Raw genomic sequence first — 21,982 nt, 5'->3', positions numbered from 1 at the left:
AGCGAACGCGACCGACAACACCAGCGGCTGAGCTGAGCCGCAGCGGAGGGTAGGGGTCGCCTGAGGAACGAAGGCGGCACCTGCCCGCAGCGAAGGCGAAGCGAACGCGACCGACAACACCAGCGGCTGAGCTGAGCCGCAGCGGAGGGTAGGGGTCGCCTGAGGAACGAAGGCGGCACCTGCCCGCAGCGAAGGCTACGGGTCGCCTGGGCTGAGCAAGCAGCCGAGCGGGTCGGATGCGCGCTCGGGGCAGGTCAGCGCTCCCTCGTGGGGCCCGCCTTCAACCGGCCCGAGCTCCGATCGTGACCGAATCTCCCCCAGGATGTGATCTGCATCCCGGGGGAGAGTCGTTTCTGCAGGTCACACCGGCCACAGGCCTAAACACCAGGCACAAAGACCTGTCCAATTCATGACGTAATGCACTGACAGCAGGCACCAGTACAGGCCAAGCTGATGTAGGAAGTCGGGGGTGTCGATTGAAATCGGGAGTATGTCAGTGAGCGCCATGCCGTTTGCCCTGTTGCTGACCACCGCCGCTGCCACGGCCGTCGGCGCCGCCGCTCTGCACGCTGCTCACGGGCTGCGCAAGCAGGTCACAGCCCTGCGCGCGGAGCTGGCAGCGACACGAAGTCTGCACGCGTCCGTGCCGGAGCAGCAGAATCGCAGCGCCGGCACGCCCGTCGAGGAGATACGCGCGGCCGTCGCCGACGCCCTCGCCGAGGAGCGGGAGCGCGAGCTCGCCGAGGCCCGCGCCTTCTGGGCCGCCCAGGAAGCCCGTGACGCCGCCGACGCACCGTCCCTGCTGGGCGGACTCGGCGATGACGCCCCGTTCTTCATGCCCCGCCAGAGCGACTTCACGGGCCTGGAGGCGATGGACATCGAAGCCGGCGAGGCACTCGACGAGCTCACAGAACTCGCCGAACTCACCGACCTGCCCGAGGTCGTCGAGTACGCGGAGTTCGCCGAGGACTCCCCCGAGCTGGCAGCGGCCCGTCGCCGCCACCCCTCGCACCCGGACTTCGTACCCGTACAGACACCGGTTGTCACCGACCATGAGCGTACCGTGAACCGCCTGGAGCGGCTCGCCGACACCGGGACGGAGCTCACGGACGTGCGCCCGGGCCCGCTGGGGACGCTCGATGTGTACGTCTTCGCCGACGGCACCACGCTCTGCATGACCCCCGGCCACCGGGAGACCGCCGAGCGGCTCGCGGACTCGCTGCGCTCCGGTGAGCAGCCGGTACTGCTGGGAGGTTCCGGGGTATCCGGCGCCTACGCGCTGACCTTCTCGTGCGGCAAGGAGAACGTCTACATCCTCGCCGACCGCGTCATCGCCTCGTTCTAGCGCGGTCAGTGTGCGAACGCACGCGCCGCCGCCTCCTCGACACACCGCACGGCCTCGTCCAACTCCTGGGACGAGGCCGTTTCCAGTGCCACGGCCAGGTCCCTGCCCGCGACCGCGAGCTGGTCACCGACCGCGAATATCCCGGCGTCCGGCATGACCCTCGGCTCGCCGTCCGGCGCCTCGGCGCGCTGGGCCCGGGCGGACAGTTCCCTGGCCGTCGCCAGGGCCTCGGCGGCCACGCCGCGCTGCAGCCGGCTCTGCGGGGCGCTCCGCAGCCGGTCGGCGAATCGGTCCACGGCGGAGATCAGGGGGGTCGTATCGAGCACGCCGTGACCCTACGCGCCCCTGCCGGATGGTTGCCAACGCGCCGACGCTCGGGCACGGTGTCGGGAAGGAACAGCACCGCGTACTGCGTCGGAGGCGCCGATGTCTCAAGTCTTCTCCGAAGAAACCCATCGCAACCTGCTCTCCCGGATCCCCCACTGCACCGGTCGCGACATCGCGGACTGGCTCCGCACCGTCGAGGAAGGCCCCTCCCTCTTCCGCTTCGAGGAGAAGGTCAGCTGGCTGCGGAGCGAACACGACCTCACCTACGGCCACGCCAAGGCGATCATCCATGAGTACGACCTGAGACGCGCCGCGCGAAAGCTCCGCTGAGCACACACGCGCACTCCCCGCGAGAACGGGACGGCCCGCAGGCGCATCGCGCGTGCGGGCCGTCCCGTCGTCGTCGTGGCTACGGGGTCAGTCGTCCCCGTTGAGGATGGAGAGCAGACGCAGCATCTCCAGGTAGATCCACACCAGGGTCAGGGTGAGGCCGAAGGCCGCCAGCCAGGACTCCTCGCGCGGTGCACCGAAGTTGATGCCGTCCTCGACCTGCTTGAAGTCCAGAGCCAGGAAGCACGCACCGAGGATGATGCCGATGACTCCGAAGAGGATGCCGAGGCCGCCGCTGCGGAAGCCCAGGCCGTCACCGCCACCGAACACGCTGAACAGCAGGTTGACCATCATCAGGAGCACGAAGCCCATGGCGGCGGCCATCACGAAGCCGTAGAAGCGGCGGGTGACCCGGATCCAGCGCATCTTGTACGCGATGAGGACACCGGCGAAGACACACATGGTGCCCATCACCGCCTGCATCACCGTGCCGGGGCTGATGTAGGTGCTGACCGCGCTGGAGATCACCCCGAGGAAGACACCCTCGAAGGCCGCGTACGCCAGGATGATCGCCGGCGACGCCTTGCGCTTGAACGACTGGATCATCGCGAAGACGAACGCCACCAGGGCGGCGCCGATCGCGATGCCGTAGGACTTGCCGAGATTGGCCTCGTCGACCGGCAGCAGGGCCCAGGAGAGCGCGGCGGTGAGCACCACGGTGCCCAGCGTCATCGCCGTGCGCGTGACGACGTCGTCGATCGTCATCGCACCCGAGCGCGCGGGCGCCTGCGGGGCGCCGTACTGGGTGTCCTGCTGGGCGTAGGGGTTCGTGGCGTACGGGTTGGCGGCGGTGCCCTGCGCGTACGGGTTGGCACCCGCTGCGGGGGCCCCGGCCTGCGGCGCCGCGTTGAAGCCCGCGTAGCCGTTGTCGCGGCTGAACCCCCGTCGCGAGAAGACCGGGTTGCTGCTCCTCATTTCACTCCTCCATGGCCACCTGGCGCGGCCTTGCGTCAAGAGTAATGGGTAGGCAAAACAATGACCCTAATACCGGAGGAGGATCTTCGCGGAACCGACGACTTTCTTCCGTCCGGGGCTGTACGGAAACACTCGTACCCGGCAGGCGGATCCGCAAAGGGGCAGCGGGAGCTCCGGGCGCGGTCAGATTCCTCAGCGCTGCTCGTGGACGGCCTTGATGAGGTCCGCGATGGAGGACCGGGCCTCGCCGTCACGCTTCTCGTCGATCGCTTCGAGCGCGGCCGCCGCGACCTCCCGGACATGATGCGGGAGCCCTTCGGCCGCCGTGAGCCGGTAGGCCGCCGTGCGGCGCGCCGTACGCTCGGCGGGATCCACCGCGTCGGGGCCGGCCAGTGGGAAGACCGCGGCCCCGTAGGCGGAGACCCCCAGCACCAGCATGTCGCCGATCCCGTCGGCGTACCCGCGTGCGGCAGCCTTGCCCTGCCCCTCCCGGATGCTCGCGGCCATGCGGCGGCGGAACAGGACAGCGCCCGTGGCGGCGCCGCCACCCAGGGACAGGGCGCAGGTGAAGGCGAGGAACGGGCCGTCCCAGACGAAACCGGTGAGCGCCCCCAGCCCGGTGAGCACGACGGTCCATCCGACCGCCGTCCGAGTGCTTATGTGCTCGGGTGTGGTGTCCATGACGAGAGTCTGCCAGCCGACCACCCACGCCCGGTGAGGGGTGTGCCACCCCCGGGCGAAGCGGGTCGTCCCGCCCGCTCCGAGCCACGCCGCCCTGTACGCACAGTGACCGATCGATGCCGTGGGCGCGCTCCCAGCGAGGGCGGCCGCAAGAAGTTGACGACTGAAACAGCGAGAGGCCGATCGGGCCCACCGACCGTGCGGTGGTGCCCGGAGCCGGACTCGAACCGGCACGCCCCCGAGGAGGCAGCGAGGTTTAAGCTCGCCGTGTCTGCATTCCACCACCCGGGCGTGGGCGCGCGGCTCCGCGTTTGCCACAAGACCCTATCCGGGGGCTTCCCTCGAACAGCGGAGCAGGCGCTCGATGTTGTCTTATTTTATTGATCGTGTGAGGGTCCGTCAGACACCGCGCGCCGCATCAGTACATGCGGCGCCCGGCCGAGGGGGGCGAACCCTGGCAAACTGGAATGACGGAAACTCGCCGCACCCGTACGGCCCATCCGCCACAGGCCGCGCCACCGTTCGCCAGGGCCCGCCACCTCACCCCTGGACGGTGTCGTTGACGCACCGGAGAACGGGCCGCGAACCCAGCGCCTCCGGGTCCTTCAGCACCGCGCCCGTGACGTGGAACACGGTGCTCTCGCCGGGCAGCAGGGTCACGAGCATGTCGTCCACCTCGGCCGCCGGATCCAGCCGGTCGGGGAAGAGCGCGAGATCGCGCAGCAGCGTCCGCGCCGTCACTGTGACCCGGTAGCCGATGCCCGATCCGTCACCCTGGGTGACGGTGACGTGGTACCGCGCCGGCGGCATCGCGAGGCGGGTGTCCTCCTCGTAGAACTCGACCGCCCGCAGCTCGCCCAGCTCCGCCACCAGCACCTCGCGGGTGCTGTCCTCCGGCTCGGCGACCGAGGGCGGCAGGGGCACCCGGGTGACCGCGCGGGCCGCCGTGCCCACCACGACCGTCTCCTCGGCCAGGACGACGCCGTCCAGGGAACGCCGGGTCAGCCGCAGGGTGCCCTCCCACGGGCGGGCGGAGTCGTTGACCAGGTGCAGGGCCCCGTCGCGTACGGCCATCAGGCGGTCGGCGTACGCGGAACGCAGGGCGTACCAGAGGGGCTTGCGGCGGCCGTCACCGTCCACGGCCGCCCAGGACACGACCGGCCAGCAGTCGTTGAGCTGCCAGACGATCGCGCCCATGCAGTACGGGCTGTGCGAGCGGAAGTGGCGGATGCCGAAGGCGACCGCGCGGGCCTGGTTCAGCTGGGTGAGCCAGTGCCAGTCGTCGAAGGACGTCGGCTGCGGGAGGTGGTCACCCAGGCCGCGCAGCAGCTTGGTGTCACCGTCCTCCGCCTTCTGGTGATGGGCGAGCAGCGGGGCGTCCGGGCCCAGCGGGCCGCTGACGGCCCGGCGCAGGGTGGCGTACGCGGGCGGGCCCTGGAAGCCGAACTCCGCCACGAAGCGGTGGGCGGTGTCGGCGTAGTGGGTGTAGTCGACCCGGTTCCACACCTCCCACAGGTGGACCGTGCCCAGGGCGGGGTCGTTCGGGGGGAGTTCCGGGGAGCCGGAGTAGGGCGAGCCCGGCCAGTACGGGCGGGTGGGGTCGGTCTCGGCGCACAGGGAGGGCAGCAGCTCGTGGTAGTAGGCGTGGCCCCAGGTGCGGCCCTGGAGCTTCTCCTGCCAGCCCCAGTCGGCGTGGCCCTCCAGGTTCTCGTTGTTGCCGCACCACAGCACCAGCGAGGGGTGCGGGGCGAGCCGGACGAGGTTCTCGCGGACCTCGGAGGCCACCTCGTCGTACAGCGGCTGCTCCTCCGGGTAGGCCGAGCAGGCGAACGGGAAGTCCTGCCAGACCAGCAGCCCCTTCTCGTCGGCCAGTTCGTAGAAGTCGTCGCTCTCGTAGAGCCCGCCGCCCCAGACGCGGATCAGGTTGACACCCATGGCGATCGCCTGGTCGAAGCGGTCGGAGATCCGCTGCCGGGTGACACGGGCCGGGAAGCAGTCGTCGGGGATCCAGTTCACACCGCGTACGAAGACGGGCTCGTCGTTGACGGAGATCCGGAACGCGTCCCGCTCCAGGGCGACGCCCCGGAAGCCCGTCCTGCCGTTCCAGGCGTCGTCGCCGCCGAGCGTGACGACGACGTCGTACAGCGGCTGGGCGCCGTGGCTGTGCGGCCACCAGACCTCGGCGTCGGGGACGGCGAAGGTGACCGTGGCGTGGTCCTCGCCCGCCGGGACGAGGAAGGCGACGGCTGCGCCCGCGCCCACCACCGAGACCGAGGCCGCCAGTTCCTCGTCCCCCGCCCGGTCGACGTCGAGGGTGACCGCCAGGCGCGGCACCCCGTCCCCGTCGAGGTCGGCGAGGACCTTGACCTCGGCGATGCGCGGGCCGGTCCAGGATTCCAGCGCGACCGGCCGCCAGATTCCGGAGGTGACCAGGGTCGGCCCCCAGTCCCAGCCGAAGTTGCACGCCATCTTGCGGATGAAGGGGTACGGCTCGCTGTACGCGCCCGGCAGGTCGCCGAGCTTGTCGCGCAGGGCCTCGGCGTAGGTGTACGGGGCGGTGAAGCGTACGTCGAGGGTGTTGAGGCCCTCGCGCAGCAACTGCCGGACGGGGAAGCGGTAACCGCGGTGCTGGTTGGCGGTGGAGCCGACCTCGGTGCCGTTGAGCAGGACCGTGGCGACGGTGTCGAGGCCGTCGAAGCACAGGTCGGTGTACGTGTGGCCGTCGTCGGCCCAGTCGAAGGTGGTGCGGTACGTCCAGTCGGTACGGCCGATCCAGCCGAGCCGCTTCTCGTTGTCGTCGAGGTAGGGGTCGTCGATCAGCCCGGCGGCGAGCAGGTCGGTGTGGACACAGCCGGGGACGGCCGCCGGGACGCCGCCTGTGGGGAGCCCCACCGGGACAGCGCTGTCGGCGCGGAGCGTCCAGCCGTCGTGCAGGGGCAGGTGGCGAAGGGTCATGCGGAGGTCCTTCCGCAGTCGGGGAGTCCGGCGCAGGCCACGAAGTGGTCCGGTTCGGTCTCGTGCAGGTCGGTGTCCCGGGCGCCGCCCTCGTGGAAGGCGCACGCCTCCACGGGTACGGCCGCCGTCCAGGGCTGGTTCAGCCGGGGCACCGCGGCCAGGAGGGTGCGGGTGTAGGGGTGGAGGGGGTTGCCGAAGACCTTCTGCGTGTCGCCGCGTTCGACGACGCGGCCGTTCCTCAGCACCACCGTCTTCTCGGCGAGGTAGGTGCCGAGCGAGAGGTCGTGGGTGATGTAGAGGACGCCGAGGCCGCGTTCCTTGAGGCCGGCGAGGAGGTTGAGCACGTCGATGCGGGTGGAGGCGTCGAGCATGCTCGTGATCTCGTCGGCGACCAGGAAGCGCAGGTCGAGGAGCAGGGCCCGGGCGATGAGCAGGCGCTGCAACTGGCCGCCGCTGAGCTGGTGCGGATAGCGGCCGAGCACCTGTCCGGGGTCCAGGCGTACGTCCCGTACGGCCTTCTCCACGCGGTCGGCCCACTCCTTGTCCGGGACGCCGGGGTGGTAGGCGTGGCGGACGAGCGCGAAGACGCGGTCGGCCTTGAAGACGGGGTTGTAGCAGCTGAAGGGGTCCTGGAAGACGCCCTGGACCCGGCGGTAGAAGTCCTTGCCGGGCCTGACCCGTTCGCCGTCCAGGGTGAGGCTGCCGCCGCTGACCTCGGTGAGGCCGAGGACCATGCGGCCGATGGTGGACTTCCCGCTGCCGCTCTCGCCGATGAGCGAGACGAGCTCGCCGGGTGCCGCCTCGAAGGACACCCGGTCGACGGCGGTGACGGATCCGCCGCCGAAGGCGCCGGCCCGGAAGGTCTTGGTGACATGGTCGAGGGTCAGCATCAGGCCGCCTTCCAGCATGCGACGGAGTGGCGGGGGGCGATCTCGACGACAGGGGGTTCCTCGGCGCACCCACTGTCGGCGAGCGGGCAGCGGCCACGGAAGCGGCAACCGGCCGGAGGATTCAGCAGGGAGGGCGGGGAGCCCTCGATGCCGCTGAGCGGCTTGTCCTTGAAGCGGGCGCCGACCTGGGGCAGCGAGCCGATCAGCATCTTCGTGTACGGGTGGCGGGGCTCGGTGGTCAGCACCTTCGTCGGGGCCTTCTCGGCGAGCTTGCCCGCGTACATCACCATGATCGAGTCGGCGATGTGCGAGGTCAGCCCGAGGTCGTGGGTCACGAAGATCATGCTTCTGACCAGGCCCTTGTCGCGGAGTCCCATGAGGGCGCCGACGACGGCCTGCTGGTTGGAGACGTCGAGCGCCGAGGTGACCTCGTCGGCGATGAGGACGGACGGGTCGAGCAGCGTGGAGATCACCATGACGGCGCGCTGCTTCATGCCGCCGGACAGCTCGATCGGATAGCGCTCCAGGACCTCGGGTTCCAGGCCGACGAGGGCGAGCCGGCGGTGCAGTTCGCCGGTGTCCACGGTGACGCCGCGCGAGGCGAGGAGTTCACGGATCATGCGGCCGATGCGCCGGGTCGGGTTGAGCGCGCTCATCGAGTACTGGGGGACGAGCGAGATCTTGTGGAAGCGGTAGGCGTTCATCGCGCGGTCGTCGGACAGCGGCAGTTCGTCGCCGTCCAGGGTGACGGTGCCGCCCGCGTGCCGCATCCGGCCGTCGAGGCGGATGAGGGACTTGCCCAGGGTGGTCTTGCCGCAGCCGGACTCGCCCGCGAGGCCCAGGATCTCGCCGTCCGCCAGGTCGAAGCCGACGCCGTCCAGAGCCCGGACCTCGCCACGCAGCGTGCGGTAGTGGACCCGCAGATCGTTGACGGTCAGGGTCATGCGTTCACGACTCCCTCAGCTTCGGGTTGAAGACCTCGTCGAGGCCGACGTTGGCGACGTAGAGCGCGCCGACGATCGCGGTGATCCCGGCGCCCGGCGGGACGAACCACCACCACATGCCGAGTTGGAGCGCGCTCCACTGCTGGGCGCTCTGCAGCATCAGGCCGAGCGAGACGCCCTCGGTCGGGCCGAGTCCGATGAAGTCCAGTGAGGAGGCGATGAGGATGGAGCCGCCGAAGAGCAGGATGAACGTCATGAAGAGGTACGAGCTCATGTTGGGCGCGATCTCGCGGAACACGATCCGCCAGGTGCCGCTCCCGCTGAGCCGGGCCAGGTCCACGAACTCCCGGGTGCGCAGCGAGAACGTCTGCGCGCGGATGGCGCGGGCCGCCCAGGGCCAGGAGGTGAGGCCGATGAACAGGCCCTGCACGGCGACGCTGCGCACGCCCAGGTAGGCGTTGATGATCAGCAGGACGGCGAGGGCGGGGATGACCAGGACGACGTTGGTGAGCATATTGAGGATCTCGTCGGTGATTCCGCCCCGGTAGCCGGCGAGGAAACCGACGAGCATGGCGATGACGGCGGCGATGGCACCGCCGACGACGCCCACCAGGAAGGTGGCGCGCAGCCCGTGCACGAACTGGGCGTACACGTCCTGGCCGAAGGTGGTGGTGCCCATCCAGTACGTGCCGTCGGGCGGGGCCGCCTGCGGGCCGACGTATTCGTTGGGGCTGCCGTTGTCGAGCAGCGTCGGGCCGAGGAGGCCGATCGCGAGCAGGACGGCGACCACGCCCGCACCGATGATCAGCTTGGGGTTGCGCACCGCGTAGTGCAGCGACTCGCGGCCGGTCCCGGCCACGGGTGCCTGTGCGGAGGGGGCCTCGGGTGCCGGATCGGGCAGTGTGCTCATGCCGTGCCTCCTGCCATGCCCGTACGGGTGCGGGGGTCGATGACGACGTACACGATGTCGATGAGGAAGTTGGCGATCAGTACGCCGATGACGATGAACAGGAACGCGCCCTGGAGCAGGAAGAAGTCCTGGTTCTGGATCGCGGCGAGGATCAGTGAGCCGAGACCCGGGTAGGCGAAGACGATCTCGGTGACGAGCGCTCCGGCGACCAGCACGCCCAGTTGGAGTGCCAGTCCGGTGACCTGGGGCAGGACGGCGTTGCGGAACGCGTAGCGGCGGATGAGCCGCTGGGGCGCGCCGAGGGCGGAGAGATAGGCGGAGTAGTCGGACTCCAGCTCGTAGATGATCATGTTGCGCATGCCGATGGCCCAGCCGCCGAGCGCGACGAGGAACAGCGAGAGGAACGGCAGCACCCAGTGGTGCAGCGCGTCCGCCGCGAAGGCGGCGCTCCAGCCGGGCTGGATGTCCAGGCTGTAACCCCCCGATAGGGGGAACCAGCCGGCCTTGGCACCCAGCGCCCAGGCGAGGATCACGGCGATCCACATGTACGGCATGGCCGTCAGCAGATAGCCGGCCGGCAGCACGGTGTTGTCGAGGACCTTGCGGCGGGCGGACAGCGCGCCGATCCAGTTGCCGACGAACCAGCTGAGCAGGACGGCCGGGATCATCAGGCCGAGCGTGTACGGGAGCGCGTCGAGCAGGACGTCGCCGACGGGCGTGGGGAAGACGAAGACGGAGATCCCGAAGTCGCCCTGGAGCAACGCCCCCCAGAAGTGGAGGTACTGCTGCCACAGGGGTTCGTCGAAGCCGAACAGGTTGTTGTAGTACGTGCGCATCGCCTCGGCGGCCTCCGGCTGGGAGACGCGGGCGCGGGCGACCATGGCGGAGACGGGGTCACCGGGCATGAAGCGCGGGATCATCCAGTTGACGGTGACGGCGACGACGAACGTCAGTGCGTAGATGAGAAGTTTGCGGGCGAAATAGCGGCGCAAGGGGGCTCCCCTGGTGGAGAGCCCCGCCGTGCGCGCACGGTCAGGTGCACGCGCACGGCGGGGCGGTCATGGAGTCGGCGACGTCACGTGGCGGGCTTGATCTGCGTGAGCGTCTCGAAGCCGCCCATCTCCAGCCAGTTGCGCCACAGGGCCGGTGCCGTCTTGGGAGCTCCCTCGGCGTCCGACGGCCAGTTCGTCCAGGTTCCGGTGGTGGACTGCGACCAGAGGCCGTTGTACCAGAGCGGGATGATGGGCATCTCGGTGAGCTGGATGTCCTGGATCTTCGAGACGGCGGCCTTCATGCCCGCCGTGTCGTCGGTCTTGACCCCGCCCAGCTCCTGCACCAGCTTCCAGGCCTCCGCGTTCTCGTACCGGCCGAAGTTGACCGTGTTCTGCTGCTTCTGGATCGGCAGCTGGAACATGTAGTCGTAGTACGTCCACGGGGTGTTCGACAGCTGGCGCTCGTTGTTGAGTACGAGGTCGAAGTCCCCCTTGCCACGCTGCTCGTTGAGGGCGTTCTGGTCGGGGAACTCCGTGCTGATCTTGATGCCGGCGTCCTTGGCCCCGGCGGCGATGACCTTGGCCGCCTCCATCCAGTCGGTCCAGCCCGAGGGCACGGCCAGCTTCAGGCTGAGGGCGGAGCCGTCCTTGTTCTCGACGAAGCCGTCGCCGTTCCCGTCCTTGTAGCCGGCGTCCGCGAGCTCCTTCTTCGCCGCGGCGGCGTCGTGCGTGAAGCCCTTCTCCGCGATGAGCGCCTTGTCGTCGAACTGCTCCCACTGCGGCAGCAGACCGGTCGGGGAGGCCGGCTTGACCAGGTCGCCGTACACGCCCTTGACGATCTTCCCGATGTCGACGGACGCGGCGAGCGCCCGGCGGAAGGCGGCGTCGTCCATCGGCTTCCTGGTGGTGTTGGGCACCAGCCAGGCGGTGTTGGCCGAGAGCATGTAGGGGGCCTCGTCGTAGTACGACACGACCTTCTTGCTCTTGACCAGCGAGGAGGCGCCGGGCAGGAAGTTGGTGCTCAGGTCGAGCTGGCCCTGTCCCAGCTGGCCGATGACCACCTCGTTACTCGGGTTGGAGACGTCGACGATGTAGCGGGGTGCCGGCGTCATGCTGAGTGCCTTCGTGCCCCACCAGTCGTCGCGCCGCTCCCATACGACCCGGTCCTGGGACTTGCTCTTCAGCTTGTACGCCCCCGTGCCGACCGGCTTGTCGTTGACGCCGTTGAGGACGTCCTCGTCGGTGCGCGAGCCCCAGACGTGCTCGGGGACGATCGGCTGGCCGTAGAGGGTGAAGTCCCACTCCTGGTAGCGGGCCTCCTTGAAGGTGAAGCGGACCGTGGTGTCGTCCACCGCCTTCGCGTCGGACAGCCAGCTCCACAGCGAGTGGAAGGAGGAGGCCTCGATCTTGCCGAGGCCGTAGGAGTACGCCACGTCCTCGGCGGTCAGCGGCTTGCCGTCGGCCCAGGTGATGCCCTGGCGCAGCTTCACCTCGTACGTCGTGTCATCGGTCCAGCTGCCCGACTCCGCGAGCCAGGGCTTCAGTTCGCCCTTGTTCGGATCGAAGTGGAACAGGGTCTCGTAGACCAGGCCCTTGGTGCCGGTCGCGTGGTCCCAGTGGCGCAGCGGGTTGTAGTTGGCCGGAGGCCCCCACTGCGTGCCGGTCGTGTACAGCGTCTCGCCGCGCGGCAGCGACCCGCCCTTGCCGGCCGTGCCGCCGGTGCCGGCCGCCCCCGAGCCGCCTCCCGTGCAGGCGGTCGCGGCGAGCGTGAACACGGCGAGTGCGGTGGTGACCCGCAGCCGGGTACGCGTACCCATAGCCCCTCCTTTTCCCCGCGCCGTCCCTGCCGAGCGGAGTTACTGAACCGGGTAAGTGCCGTGAAGGTATGGGGGCCCCGAAGCGGTGTCAAGGGTGCGGGAGCGCTCCCAACCCCGTTTTTTCAGGGATCTCCTCAGAGGTCTGGACCGGTCGGGGGAAGGCAGAGGTCAGGGACCTGCGGCTAAGATGCGGCATGAACACGAACCGGTTAAGCGAGGTCGCATGTCCAAGCACCGCCCCACGATCGCCGACATCGCGCGCCGCGCCGGGGTCTCGAAGGTCGCGGTGTCGTACGCCCTGAACGACCGCCCCGGGGTCTCCCCCACGACCCGCGCCTCCATCAAGGCCATCGCGCAGGAGATCGGCTGGCGCCCCAACAGCGCGGCCCGCGCCCTCACCCACGCCCGGGCCGGCACCGTGGGGCTGGCCCTGTCACGTCCGGCCAGGATGCTCGGGGTCGAGCCGTTCTTCATGGAACTGATCAGCGGCATCGAGACCGAGCTGTCCGCGCGCGGCTGCGCCCTGCTCCTCCAGGTCGTCACCGACCCGGCGCAGGAGCTGGAGATGTACCGCCGCTGGTGGGGCGAGGGCCGGGTGGACGGGGTGTTCCTCGCCGACGTGCGCTCCCCCGATCCGCGCATCGAGGGCATCGCCGAGCTGGGCATGCCCGCCGTCGTGATCGGCCATCCGTCGGCGGCCGGGTCGCTCACCCCCGTGTGGTCGGACGACTCGGCGGCGCTGCGGGACACCCTGACGTATCTGGCCGCGCTCGGCCATCGCTCCGTCGCCCGGGTCGCCGGGCTGCCCGAGCTGATCCACACCCAGCTGCGGGACCGCGCGCAACGCGAGATCAGCGCGGAACTCGGCCTGGACGAGCCGGTGGTGGTGCACACCGACTACTCCGGCGAGGAGGGCGCCCACGCCACCCGGCGGCTGATCGGCTCGGCCGCACGGCCGACCGCCGTCATCTACGACAACGACATCATGGCCGTCGCCGGGCTCTCGGTCGCCCAGGAGATGGGGCTCGACGTGCCCGCCGACCTCTCGCTCGTCGCCTGGGACGACTCCCAGCTCTCCCGCGTGGTACGCCCCCCGCTGACCGCGCTGAGCAGGGACATCTCCGCGTACGGCAGCCATGCGGCCCGCACCCTGCTGACGATGGTGGCCGACGGCTCCGCCCCCGGTTTCGAGGACGCGGCGGCCCGTCTGGTGCCCCGCGGATCGACCGCCCCGCCCCGCTGAGGGCCTGGGCCGCTCAGGGTCGGCCTCCTACCTCAGGTGTACGCCGGGGCCCGGCGGATGCGACTCAAGAGGGCCCGGGAACGGGCACGGGGGCTGACGACCCGGCGGTGTGCAGCGGTGACGATGGAGGGGTCCCCGCGAAACAGTCGAACCAGGAGTACCCCTGTGACCACCACCACCGTTCACCGCACCACCGCGGTCGCCGCCCGCGCCACGGAGCTGTCGAAGGTCTACGGCCAGGGCGAGACCCAGGTGATCGCACTCGACCGCGTGACCGTGGACTTCCCGCAGGGGGAATTCACCGCGATCATGGGCCCGTCGGGTTCGGGGAAGTCCACGCTGATGCACTGCGTGGCCGGTCTCGACAGCTTCAGCAGCGGCTCCGTACGCATCGGCGGGACCGAGCTGGGGACACTGAAGGACAAGCAGCTGACGCAGCTGCGCCGGGACAAGATCGGCTTCATCTTCCAGGCCTTCAACCTGCTGCCCACGCTGACCGCCCTGGAGAACATCACCCTGCCGATGGACATCGCCGGCCGTAAGCCCGATGCCGCCTGGCTCCAGAAGGTCATCGACATGGTGGGCCTCTCCGAGCGGCTGAAGCACCGCCCCACGGAGCTCTCCGGCGGTCAGCAGCAGCGTGTCGCGGTCGCCCGCGCCCTGGCCTCCCAGCCGGAGATCATCTTCGGTGACGAGCCGACCGGCAACCTCGACTCCCGCTCCGGCGCGGAGGTCCTCGGCTTCCTGCGCAACTCGGTGCGCGAGCTCGGCCAGACCGTGGTGATGGTGACCCACGACCCGGTGGCCGCCTCCTACGCGGACCGGGTGGTCTTCCTCGCGGACGGTGCGGTCGTCGACCAGATGATGAACCCCACCGCCGACGGGGTCCTCGACCGGATGAAGGCGTTCGACGCGAAGGGCCGCACCAGCTGACGCCCCCAGAGGCTGCCGCACCCCCTTCCGCACTCCGAACTCCCCCCAGGAATTGACGACATGCTCCGTACTGCCGTGCGCAATGTCCTTGCGCACAAGGCCAGGCTGCTGATGACCGTGCTCGCCGTGATGCTCGGCGTCGCCTTCGTCTCCGGCACCCTGGTCTTCACCGACACCCTCGGCAACGCCTTCCGTAACCAGTCCGCCAAGAACTACGACAAGGTGGCCGTCGCCGTCACCACCTGGGCCGAGCGCGGCGACGAGGAGATCCCCGCCGTCGACGCGGCCACGCTCAAGAAGATCCAGGAGCTCGACGGCGTCGCGGAGGCCACCGGCCGGGTCTCCGGATTCGCCGGCGTCGCCGACACCGGCGGCAAGCTCATCGGCGACGGCTGGTCCAACACCGGTTCCAACTTCTCCCCCGGCGCCGGTGGCAAGGACGCGCAGTACGCGTTCACCGACGGCACGGGGCCGGTGAAGGCCGGCCAGATAGCCCTCGACAAGGAGACCGCCCGCAAGGGCGAGTACCGCGTGGGCGAGCCGGTGCGGGTCGCCACCAACGGGCCGGTGAAGGAGTACACCCTCTCCGGGATCTTCACCACCGAGGACGGCGCCGTGAACGCGGGCGGCAGTCTGGTCCTCTTCGACACCGAGGTGGCCCAGCAGCTCTACCTGCGGCCCGGCGAGTTCAAGGACGTCACCGTGACCGCCGCGGCCGGCGTGTCCGACCAGCGGCTGCTGGACGCCGTGAAGCCTCTCCTCCCGGAGCACGCCGAGGCCAGGACGGGCGCGGCCCTCGCGGACGAGGAGGCCGAGATGACCGAGAACGGCCTCAAGAGCCTCAACTCGATGCTGCTGGCCTTCGCCGCCATCGCTCTCTTCGTCGGCGTGTTCCTGATCGCCAACACGTTCACCATGCTCATCGCCCAGCGCACCAAGGAACTCGCCCTGATGCGCGCCGTCGGCGCCTCCCGCCGGCAGGTCAAGTGGGCCGTCCTGCTCGAAGCGGGTGTGGTCGGTCTGATCGCCTCGGTGACCGGTTTCCTCCTCGGCGTCGGCCTCGCCACGGCGCTGCGCTCCGCGATGGGCATGTTCGGCGGGAAGATCCCCGCGGGTCCGCTGGTCGTCTCCCCCACCGCGGTCGCCGCCGCCTTCGGCGTCGGCGTGCTGATCACGGTGTTCGCCGCCTGGCTGCCCGCCCGTCGCGCCGCCAAGATCCCGCCGGTGGCGGCGATGAGCAGCGTGCACGCGGTGGCCACCACCAAGTCGCTGGTCGTACGGAACTCGATCGGCGGGGTGTTCGCCCTCCTCGGATCCGCCGCGATCGTCGCCGGTGCCGCTCAGGGCGACGAGAACGGCCGCTGGCTCCTCGGTGGCGGGGCCTTCCTCGCCCTGATCGGTGTCATCGTGCTGATCCCGCTGCTCTCCCGGCCGGTGATCGCCCTGGCCCGTCCGCTCCTGCGAAGGGTGTTCGGGGTCTCCGGCAAGCTGGCCGCGCAGAACGCGGTCCGCAATCCGCGCCGCACCGGAGCCACCGCCTCCGCCCTGGCGATCGGGCTCACGCTGGTCACCGGTATCTCCGTGCTCGGCGTCACGCTCGGCCAGGCGATCGACAAGATGACGACGGACAACATCCGGGCCGACTACATGGTCTCGATGGCCGGCGGGGGCCCGCTCGACGAATCGGCTCTCACCGCCCTGCGCAAGGCTGACGGCATCACGGCGGCCTCCCCCCAGCGGTCCGCCTGGCTCACCATCGGCAAGGACGAGGAGAACGGTCTCTCGGCCTCCGGAGTCACCCCGGGCGACATCGAGAAGGTCTTCAACCTGAAGACGGTCTCCGGGTCGCTGTCCTCCCTGAAGGACGGCGAGATCGCCGTCGACCGCGAGACCGCGAAGTCGAACGGCTGGAAGACCGGCGACAGCCTGCCCGTGACGTTCCAGGACGAGAAGAAGGAGACCCTGAAGGTCGGCGCGCTCTACGAGGGGAACGAGTTCCTCTCCCCGGTCCTGGTCCCCGAGGACGTCGTCGCCCCGCACGAGAGCCTCGCCGGCATCCGCGAGGTCTGGCTGACCATGGACGGCGGCGAGAGCTACGCCAACGAGCAGGCCGTGATCGACGCGCTCGGCGACAACCCGGCGATGAGCGTCATGGACCGCCAGGGCATCCGGGACATGTCCGGCGGGTTCATCAACACCGCGCTGAACATCATGTACGCGCTGCTGGCCATGGCCTTGATCATCGCCGTCCTCGGCGTCGTCAACACCCTGGCCATGTCGGTCTTCGAACGGCAGCAGGAGATCGGCATGCTGCGGGCGATCGGCCTGGACCGGCGCAGGGTCAAGCGCATGATCCGGCTGGAGGCCGTCGTCATCTCGCTCTTCGGAGCGGTGGTCGGAGTGGCCCTCGGTACGTTCCTCGGGTGGGCGATCGGGAAGAGCCTGTCCGCCTCGATCCCGGGCTACGCCCTGGTCGTCCCGTGGGACCGGCTCGCACTCTTCCTGGTGCTGGCAGGGCTCGTGGGGGTGCTGGCCTCCCTGTGGCCGGCCCGTAGCGGCGCGAAGCTGAACATGCTGACCGCGATCAAGACGGAATAGGCGAACGGCGTGAAGGGGCGGTACCCGCGGCGCGGGTACCGCCCCTTCACGCTTTCCGGATCAGCCGTGCGCCGACGCCGTCCAGTCACGGGTCCGCAGCGGCATGCCCACGGCACCGCCCTCCCTGGGACGCACCGCGAGGATCTGGTTGACGCCGATCTTGTTGTGCTCGAAGGAGAGCGCGGAGGCGGCCATGTAGAGCCGCCACACCCTGGCCCGTCCGGGCGAGGTGGCCCGGACGGCCTCCTTCCAGTGCTTCTCCAGATTGGCCACCCACTGACGCAGGGTCAGTGCGTAGTGCTCGCGGATCACCTCGACGTCCCTGGCCTCGAAGCCGGCCTCCTCCAGGGTGGCGACGGTGCGGCCGACCGGAGCCAGTTCGCCGTCGGGGAAGACGTACGCGTCGATGAATTCGTCGACGTGGTAGGCCGACTCGTCCTTCTCGGGACGGCGGGCGATCTGGTGGTTGAGCAGCCGGCCGCCGGGCTCGAGGAGCGCGTAGAGGTCGTCGGCGTACTCCCGGAAGCGGACCGAGCCCACGTGCTCCGCCATGCCGATCGAGGAGATGGCGTCGTACGGACCGTCCCGGACGTCCCGGTAGTCCTGGACCCGGATCTCGATCCGGTCGGTGAGGCCCTCTTCGGCGATCCGCTTGCGGGCGAACGCCGCCTGTTCGGTGGAGAGGGTCACTCCGGTGACCCGGGCGCCGTACTCACGGGCCGCGTGGATCGCCATGGAGCCCCAGCCGCAGCCGACGTCGAGGAGGCGGTCGCCCTCCTTGAGCGCGAGCTTGCGGCAGACGAGGTCGAGCTTGTCGCGCTGGGCGTCCTCGAGCGTGGCCCCGTCCTGCCAGTAGGCGCAGGAGTAGACCATGGAAGGGCCGAGGACCATCGCGTAGAAGTCGTTGCCCACGTCGTAGTGGTGGCTGATGGCCTCCTTGTCCCGGCGCTTGGTGTGGAGTGCGCCGGTGCGGCGGCGGATCTCCTCGGCGGGCGGGGGCGGCGGCGGCCAGGGTCCGGCCAACTGGACGAGCCCGCGGGCGAACGCCCGTACCCTCGGGTCACGTACGGGGTGGACGGTGTCCTTCGCGTCGGCCCCGCGCTCCCAGAGCAGCGCGGCGAGGGCGTCGAGGGCCTCGTACAGATCCCCGTCGATGTCGATCTCCCCGGCCACCCAGGCGCGGGCCAGGCCCAGTTCGCCCGGTTTCCAGAGCAGTCGGCGCAGGGCGCGGCGATGGCGCAGGACGAGAGTGGGGGCACCCGGCGGCCCGTACTCGCTGCCGTCCCAGGCCCGGATCCGGACCGGCAGGGGTTCTCCCAGCAACTCTTCGGCAAGAGCGGTCAGCCGCGATGCGGCGTCGGCCATGGTGCACACCTCCGTGGTGGTGTTTCCGAACGTGCCTAAATTCGCATACCCGCACCTCGACCGGGCCGCGACACCTCGGGGCGGCGGCGAGGTACACCGTCGTCAACGCCGTCCGGCAGCCATGCCATCCCGCTCCACGGCAACGGAACGGCAAAATGCCTGCACTCACCATCTACTTGGCGGCCCCAGGCACGCCGAAGGGGCCGTCCGCACCACGGATGGCGGACGACCCCTTCGGTGACGTACAGGCGCTAGGAAGCCTTGGCCGTTTCGCCGGCCTTGCTCTTGTCGCCGTCGGCCTTGGCCGCGACCGGCGCGGGGTTCGGCTTGGCGGCCTCGTAGAACTCCTCGCGCGGAGTCTCCATGGCGCCGAGCGAGACGACCTCGCGCTTCAGGAACATGGCCAGCGTCCAGTCCGCGAAGATCCGGATCTTACGGTTCCAGGTCGGCATGGCCATGCCGTGGTAGCCACGGTGCATGTACCAGGCGAGACGGCCCTTGACCTTGATCTTCATCTTGCCGACGACGATCATCGCGACGCCCTTGTGCAGGCCGAGTCCGGCCACCGCACCCTTGTTGGCGTGGCTGTACTCCTTCTGCGGGAAGCCCCGCATGCCGGAGATGACGTTGTCGCCGAGGACCTTGGCCTGACGCAGCGCGTGCTGGGCGTTCGGCGGGCACCAGGCGTTCGGGTTGCCGGCGCGGCGGCCGACCAGGTCCGGCACCTGGGCGTTGTCGCCCGCGGCCCAGATGTAGTCGGTTCCCTGCACCTGGAGCTTCTCGGAGGTGTCCACGTGACCACGCGGGCCGAGCGGCAGACCGAAGCGGGCCAGCGCCGGGTTCGGCTTCACGCCGGCCGTCCACACGATCGTGCTGGAGTCGACCTCGAGGCCGTTCTTCAGCACCACGTGGCCGTCGACACAGGAGTCCATGGAGGTCGAGAGGTAGACCTCGACACCGCGGCTCTCCAGGTGCTCCTTGCCGTACGCGCCCAGCTTCGGGCCGACCTCGGGAAGGATCTTGTCGGCCGCGTCGACCAGGACGAAGCGCATGTCCTCGCGCTTCACGCTCGTGTAGTACTTCGCGGCGTCCCGGGCCATGTCCTCGACCTCGCCGATGGTCTCCGCGCCGGCGAAGCCGCCACCCACGAAGACGAACGTCAGCGCCTTGCGGCGGACGTCCTCATCGGTCGTCGAGTCAGCCTTGTCCAGCTGCTCGAGGACGTGGTTGCGCAGACCGATGGACTCCTCGATGCCCTTCATGCCGATGCCCTGCTCGGCGAGGCCGGGGATCGGGAAGGTACGGGAGACCGCGCCCATCGCGATGACCAGGTAGTCGAAGGGCAGCTCGTAGGCCTCGCCGACGAGCGGCGCGACCGTGGCGACCTTGCGGTCCTGATCGATGGTCGTGACACGGCCGGTGAGAACCTCTGCCTTGGGCAGCACGCGTCGCAGCGGGACGACGACATGCCGAGGCGAGATGCTGCCGGCAGCAGCTTCGGGGAGGAAGGGCTGGTACGTCATGTACGAGCGCGGGTCGACGACCGTGACGGTCGCCTCTCCATACCGCATCTTCTTCAGAATGCGACGAGCTGCGTACAGGCCTACGTACCCACCGCCTACAACGAGGATCCTGGGACGCTCCGTGGTGCTCATGCCATCGAGTATCCACCCCCCTCGGGGGGCATGCTCGTGAGCCCCTTCACAAGGTATGCGCCACCCTCTGCTACACTTCGCCGCCCACGTGACCCAGGTCATGGTGCGCATGGGGAACCACCCCGCCCTGGCGAACGTTGTTCACCACTTGTGAGCTGGCCCTTGAGCCGCCCGGCACGGTGAACCACCCGCCCGGGACACGCTCCTGCCACACCCCCGAAACCTCCCCGAAGCCCCGCCGCGCGACGTCGCGGGCGACCCGCACGGCCCCTCGGCGGAAGAACTTCCCCCAGAGGGGCCGAATTCCTTGTGAAGAAGTTCACGAACTTCGTGGCGAGACCTCGCGGAAGGCCCCTCCGGAGAGACCCGGAGGGGCCTTGGCAAGCTCAAAGGTGCAGGCCGGAATGCGTTTGAGCGGCGTCTCACCGCTGCTGCCGCAGCCCTGTGATCAGACGACCGACCAGGCGATCCCGTCGAGGATGTCGTGCTCGCTGACGACGACCTCCCCGGCCCCGGCCCGCTCCATCACCGCGAGCAGGACGAGCGCCCCCGACGCGATCACATCGACCCGGCCCGGATGCATCGCGGGGATCGCGGCGCGCTCCGCGTGCGTCGAGGCGAGCAGCCGCTCGGTGATCTCCCGTACCTGCTCGACGGAGACCCGGGAGTGGTGGATCGCCTCGGAGTCGTACTCCTTCAGCCCGAGCGCCATCGCGGCGACGGTGGTGACCGTCCCGGCCAGGCCGACGAGCGTCGCCGCCGAGGAGATCGGCACGGTTTCCCCGGCCAGGTCCAGAGCGGCACCGATGTCCGCGCGGATCGCGGCGATCCGGTCGGGCGTGGGCGGATCCACGACGACCCCGTCCAGGACGAGGTGACGCTCGGTCATGCGTACGCAGCCGATGTCCACGGACCGTGCGGCAAGGACGCGGTCGTCACCGACGACGAACTCGGTCGAGCCGCCGCCGATGTCCACGACCAGGTACGGCTTCTCCAGGTGGTCGCTGCCCACCAGTTCCTTGGTGGCACCGTCGAAGGAGAGCTGCGCCTCCTGGTCCCCGGTGACGACCTCGGGCTCGACGCCCAGGATGTCCAGGACGCCACGGACGAACGTGTCGCTGTTCTCCGCGTCGCGGGAGGCGGACGTGGCGACGAACCGGATCCGTTCGGCGCCGAGCTCTTTGATCACGGCCGCGTACTCACGGCAGGCGTCGAAGGTGCGCTCCAGCGCCTCGGGGGCCAGCCGGCCGGTCCGGTCGACGCCCTGGCCGAGACGGACGATCTTCATCCGGCGGTCGAGCTCGGCGAAGTCCCCGGTGGCGGGGTCCACGTCCGCGACGAGCAGGCGGATGGAGTTGGTACCGCAGTCGATGGCGGCAACGCGGGTCATGGGGCTCCTGTGGTTGTACGTGTACCTCGCGGGGGACAGGACGCGTCGGGTCAGGCGTCGTCGGACCCGCACGGGGTGACGCACGGTCCCTTGGCCCACCACTGCGGCAGCATCGCGATCGCCTCGTCGCCCAGCGGGTTCACACCGGGCCCCGCCACCAGCGAGTGGCCGACCAGGACGTGCAGGCACTTCACCCGGTCCGGCATGCCACCCGCGCTCGGGAAGCCCTCCAGGACCTCGATGGCGTCGCGCCGCGCGAGGTAGTCCTCGTGCGCGGCGCGGTAGGCCGCGGCCAGCTCGGGGTCCGTGGCGAGCCGCTCGGTCATCTCCTTCATGACCCCGTTGGCCTCCAGCGTGCCGATCGCGGACGCGGCACGCGGGCAGGTCAGGTAGTACGTCGTCGGGAACGGCGTGCCGTCCTCCAGACGGGGCTGTGTCTCGACCACGTCCGGGTTGCCGCACGGGCAGCGGTGCGCGATGGCGCGCAGCCCACGCGGCGGCCGGCCGAGCTGGAGCTCGAACGCGGCGATGTCCACGTCGGTGGGCGTGGTGGATTCGGTCTGCGGAGGGGGCGTGTCCATGCCTGCCTTGAAGGTCACTTGAATGTCATCGGTCGGACTGTGTGAATCGTT

The 21,982-nt window shown here is 69.8% G+C and carries 18 protein-coding genes and 1 tRNA gene; 5 read left to right on the top strand and 14 right to left on the bottom strand.

All coding sequences use genetic code 11. The features are described 5' to 3' along the window. The first annotated feature begins 505 nt into the window (after positions 1–505). On the top strand, positions 506–1,345 hold the full coding sequence (locus ACFYQ5_RS24095) for a hypothetical protein (protein ID WP_389200269.1): 840 nt from the start codon (positions 506–508) through the stop codon (positions 1,343–1,345). A gap of 5 nt (positions 1,346–1,350) precedes the next feature. On the opposite strand, the gene ACFYQ5_RS24090 is transcribed toward ACFYQ5_RS24095, so the two are convergent. Next, on the bottom strand, positions 1,351–1,671 hold the full coding sequence (locus ACFYQ5_RS24090) for a hypothetical protein (RefSeq protein ID WP_389200267.1): 321 nt from the start codon (positions 1,669–1,671) through the stop codon (positions 1,351–1,353). Positions 1,672–1,771: 100 nt separating this feature from the next. Here ACFYQ5_RS24090 and ACFYQ5_RS24085 point away from each other — a divergent pair, with 100 nt between their 5' ends. Continuing rightward, a complete protein-coding gene (locus ACFYQ5_RS24085; RefSeq protein ID WP_389200265.1) occupies positions 1,772–2,002 on the top strand; it encodes a DUF4287 domain-containing protein in 231 nt (76 codons plus the stop codon). An 87-nt stretch (positions 2,003–2,089) separates the two neighbouring features. Here the strand turns inward: ACFYQ5_RS24085 and ACFYQ5_RS24080 are convergent, their stop codons facing one another. From ACFYQ5_RS24080 to ACFYQ5_RS24040, 9 genes are all read right to left on the bottom strand, one after another. Further along, the gene (locus tag ACFYQ5_RS24080; RefSeq protein ID WP_389200263.1) at positions 2,090–2,977 is read right to left on the bottom strand and encodes a Bax inhibitor-1/YccA family protein; all 888 of its coding nucleotides are present in this window, start codon (positions 2,975–2,977) and stop codon (positions 2,090–2,092) included. 192 nt (positions 2,978–3,169) lie between these two features. Beyond that, positions 3,170–3,658: a hypothetical protein gene (locus ACFYQ5_RS24075; protein ID WP_389200262.1), complete on the bottom strand. Its 489-nt coding sequence runs from the start codon at positions 3,656–3,658 to the stop codon at positions 3,170–3,172. Between the two features lie 204 nt (positions 3,659–3,862). Next, positions 3,863–3,949, bottom strand: a tRNA-Leu gene (locus tag ACFYQ5_RS24070). 249 nt (positions 3,950–4,198) lie between these two features. Beyond that, entirely contained in the window at positions 4,199–6,613 is a 2,415-nt protein-coding gene (locus ACFYQ5_RS24065) for a glycoside hydrolase family 2 protein (protein WP_389200260.1), read from the bottom strand. Then, a complete protein-coding gene (locus ACFYQ5_RS24060) occupies positions 6,610–7,521 on the bottom strand; it encodes an ATP-binding cassette domain-containing protein (protein WP_389200258.1) in 912 nt (303 codons plus the stop codon). Before ACFYQ5_RS24060 ends, ACFYQ5_RS24065 begins: the two co-directional genes overlap by 4 nt. Beyond that, entirely contained in the window at positions 7,503–8,447 is a 945-nt protein-coding gene (locus ACFYQ5_RS24055) for an ABC transporter ATP-binding protein (RefSeq protein ID WP_389200256.1), read from the bottom strand. The genes ACFYQ5_RS24060 and ACFYQ5_RS24055 overlap by 19 nt, the downstream gene beginning before the upstream one ends. Before the next feature lie 4 nt (positions 8,448–8,451). Next, entirely contained in the window at positions 8,452–9,357 is a 906-nt protein-coding gene (locus tag ACFYQ5_RS24050) for an ABC transporter permease (protein WP_389200254.1), read from the bottom strand. Next, the gene (locus ACFYQ5_RS24045; RefSeq protein WP_389200253.1) at positions 9,354–10,349 is read right to left on the bottom strand and encodes an ABC transporter permease; all 996 of its coding nucleotides are present in this window, start codon (positions 10,347–10,349) and stop codon (positions 9,354–9,356) included. Before ACFYQ5_RS24045 ends, ACFYQ5_RS24050 begins: the two co-directional genes overlap by 4 nt. Positions 10,350–10,432: 83 nt before the next feature. Further along, entirely contained in the window at positions 10,433–12,166 is a 1,734-nt protein-coding gene (locus ACFYQ5_RS24040; RefSeq protein ID WP_389200251.1) for an ABC transporter substrate-binding protein, read from the bottom strand. Between the two features lie 223 nt (positions 12,167–12,389). Here ACFYQ5_RS24040 and ACFYQ5_RS24035 point away from each other — a divergent pair, with 223 nt between their 5' ends. The 3 genes from ACFYQ5_RS24035 (at position 12,390) to ACFYQ5_RS24025 (ending at position 16,940) form a co-directional block, all read left to right on the top strand. Further along, positions 12,390–13,409 (top strand): LacI family DNA-binding transcriptional regulator, encoded by a 1,020-nt coding sequence (locus ACFYQ5_RS24035; RefSeq protein WP_389200249.1) that lies wholly within the window; start codon positions 12,390–12,392, stop codon positions 13,407–13,409. Between the two features lie 123 nt (positions 13,410–13,532). Further along, the gene (locus ACFYQ5_RS24030) at positions 13,533–14,342 is read left to right on the top strand and encodes an ABC transporter ATP-binding protein (RefSeq protein ID WP_389200375.1); all 810 of its coding nucleotides are present in this window, start codon (positions 13,533–13,535) and stop codon (positions 14,340–14,342) included. Positions 14,343–14,402: 60 nt separating this feature from the next. After that, on the top strand, positions 14,403–16,940 hold the full coding sequence (locus tag ACFYQ5_RS24025; RefSeq protein ID WP_389200247.1) for an ABC transporter permease: 2,538 nt from the start codon (positions 14,403–14,405) through the stop codon (positions 16,938–16,940). A 60-nt stretch (positions 16,941–17,000) separates the two neighbouring features. Here the strand turns inward: ACFYQ5_RS24025 and ACFYQ5_RS24020 are convergent, their stop codons facing one another. The 4 genes from ACFYQ5_RS24020 to ACFYQ5_RS24005 all read right to left on the bottom strand — a co-directional run bounded on the left by ACFYQ5_RS24020 (position 17,001) and on the right by ACFYQ5_RS24005 (position 21,931). Beyond that, positions 17,001–18,305, bottom strand: coding sequence for a class I SAM-dependent methyltransferase (locus ACFYQ5_RS24020; protein ID WP_389200245.1), 1,305 nt, complete (start codon positions 18,303–18,305; stop codon positions 17,001–17,003). Between the two features lie 251 nt (positions 18,306–18,556). Then, the gene (locus ACFYQ5_RS24015) at positions 18,557–19,960 is read right to left on the bottom strand and encodes an NAD(P)/FAD-dependent oxidoreductase (RefSeq protein ID WP_389200243.1); all 1,404 of its coding nucleotides are present in this window, start codon (positions 19,958–19,960) and stop codon (positions 18,557–18,559) included. A 448-nt stretch (positions 19,961–20,408) separates the two neighbouring features. After that, entirely contained in the window at positions 20,409–21,350 is a 942-nt protein-coding gene (locus ACFYQ5_RS24010; RefSeq protein ID WP_389200242.1) for an exopolyphosphatase, read from the bottom strand. 50 nt (positions 21,351–21,400) lie between these two features. Further along, a complete protein-coding gene (locus ACFYQ5_RS24005) occupies positions 21,401–21,931 on the bottom strand; it encodes a DUF501 domain-containing protein (protein WP_389200373.1) in 531 nt (176 codons plus the stop codon). Positions 21,932–21,982 lie beyond the last annotated feature (51 nt).

It is taken from the genome of Streptomyces sp. NPDC005794, assembly GCF_042871445.1.
Taxonomy (GTDB): Bacteria; Actinomycetota; Actinomycetes; order Streptomycetales; family Streptomycetaceae; genus Streptomyces.
Note: the sequence above shows the minus strand (reverse complement) of the source record. Positions and strands in the feature narration are given on the sequence as shown.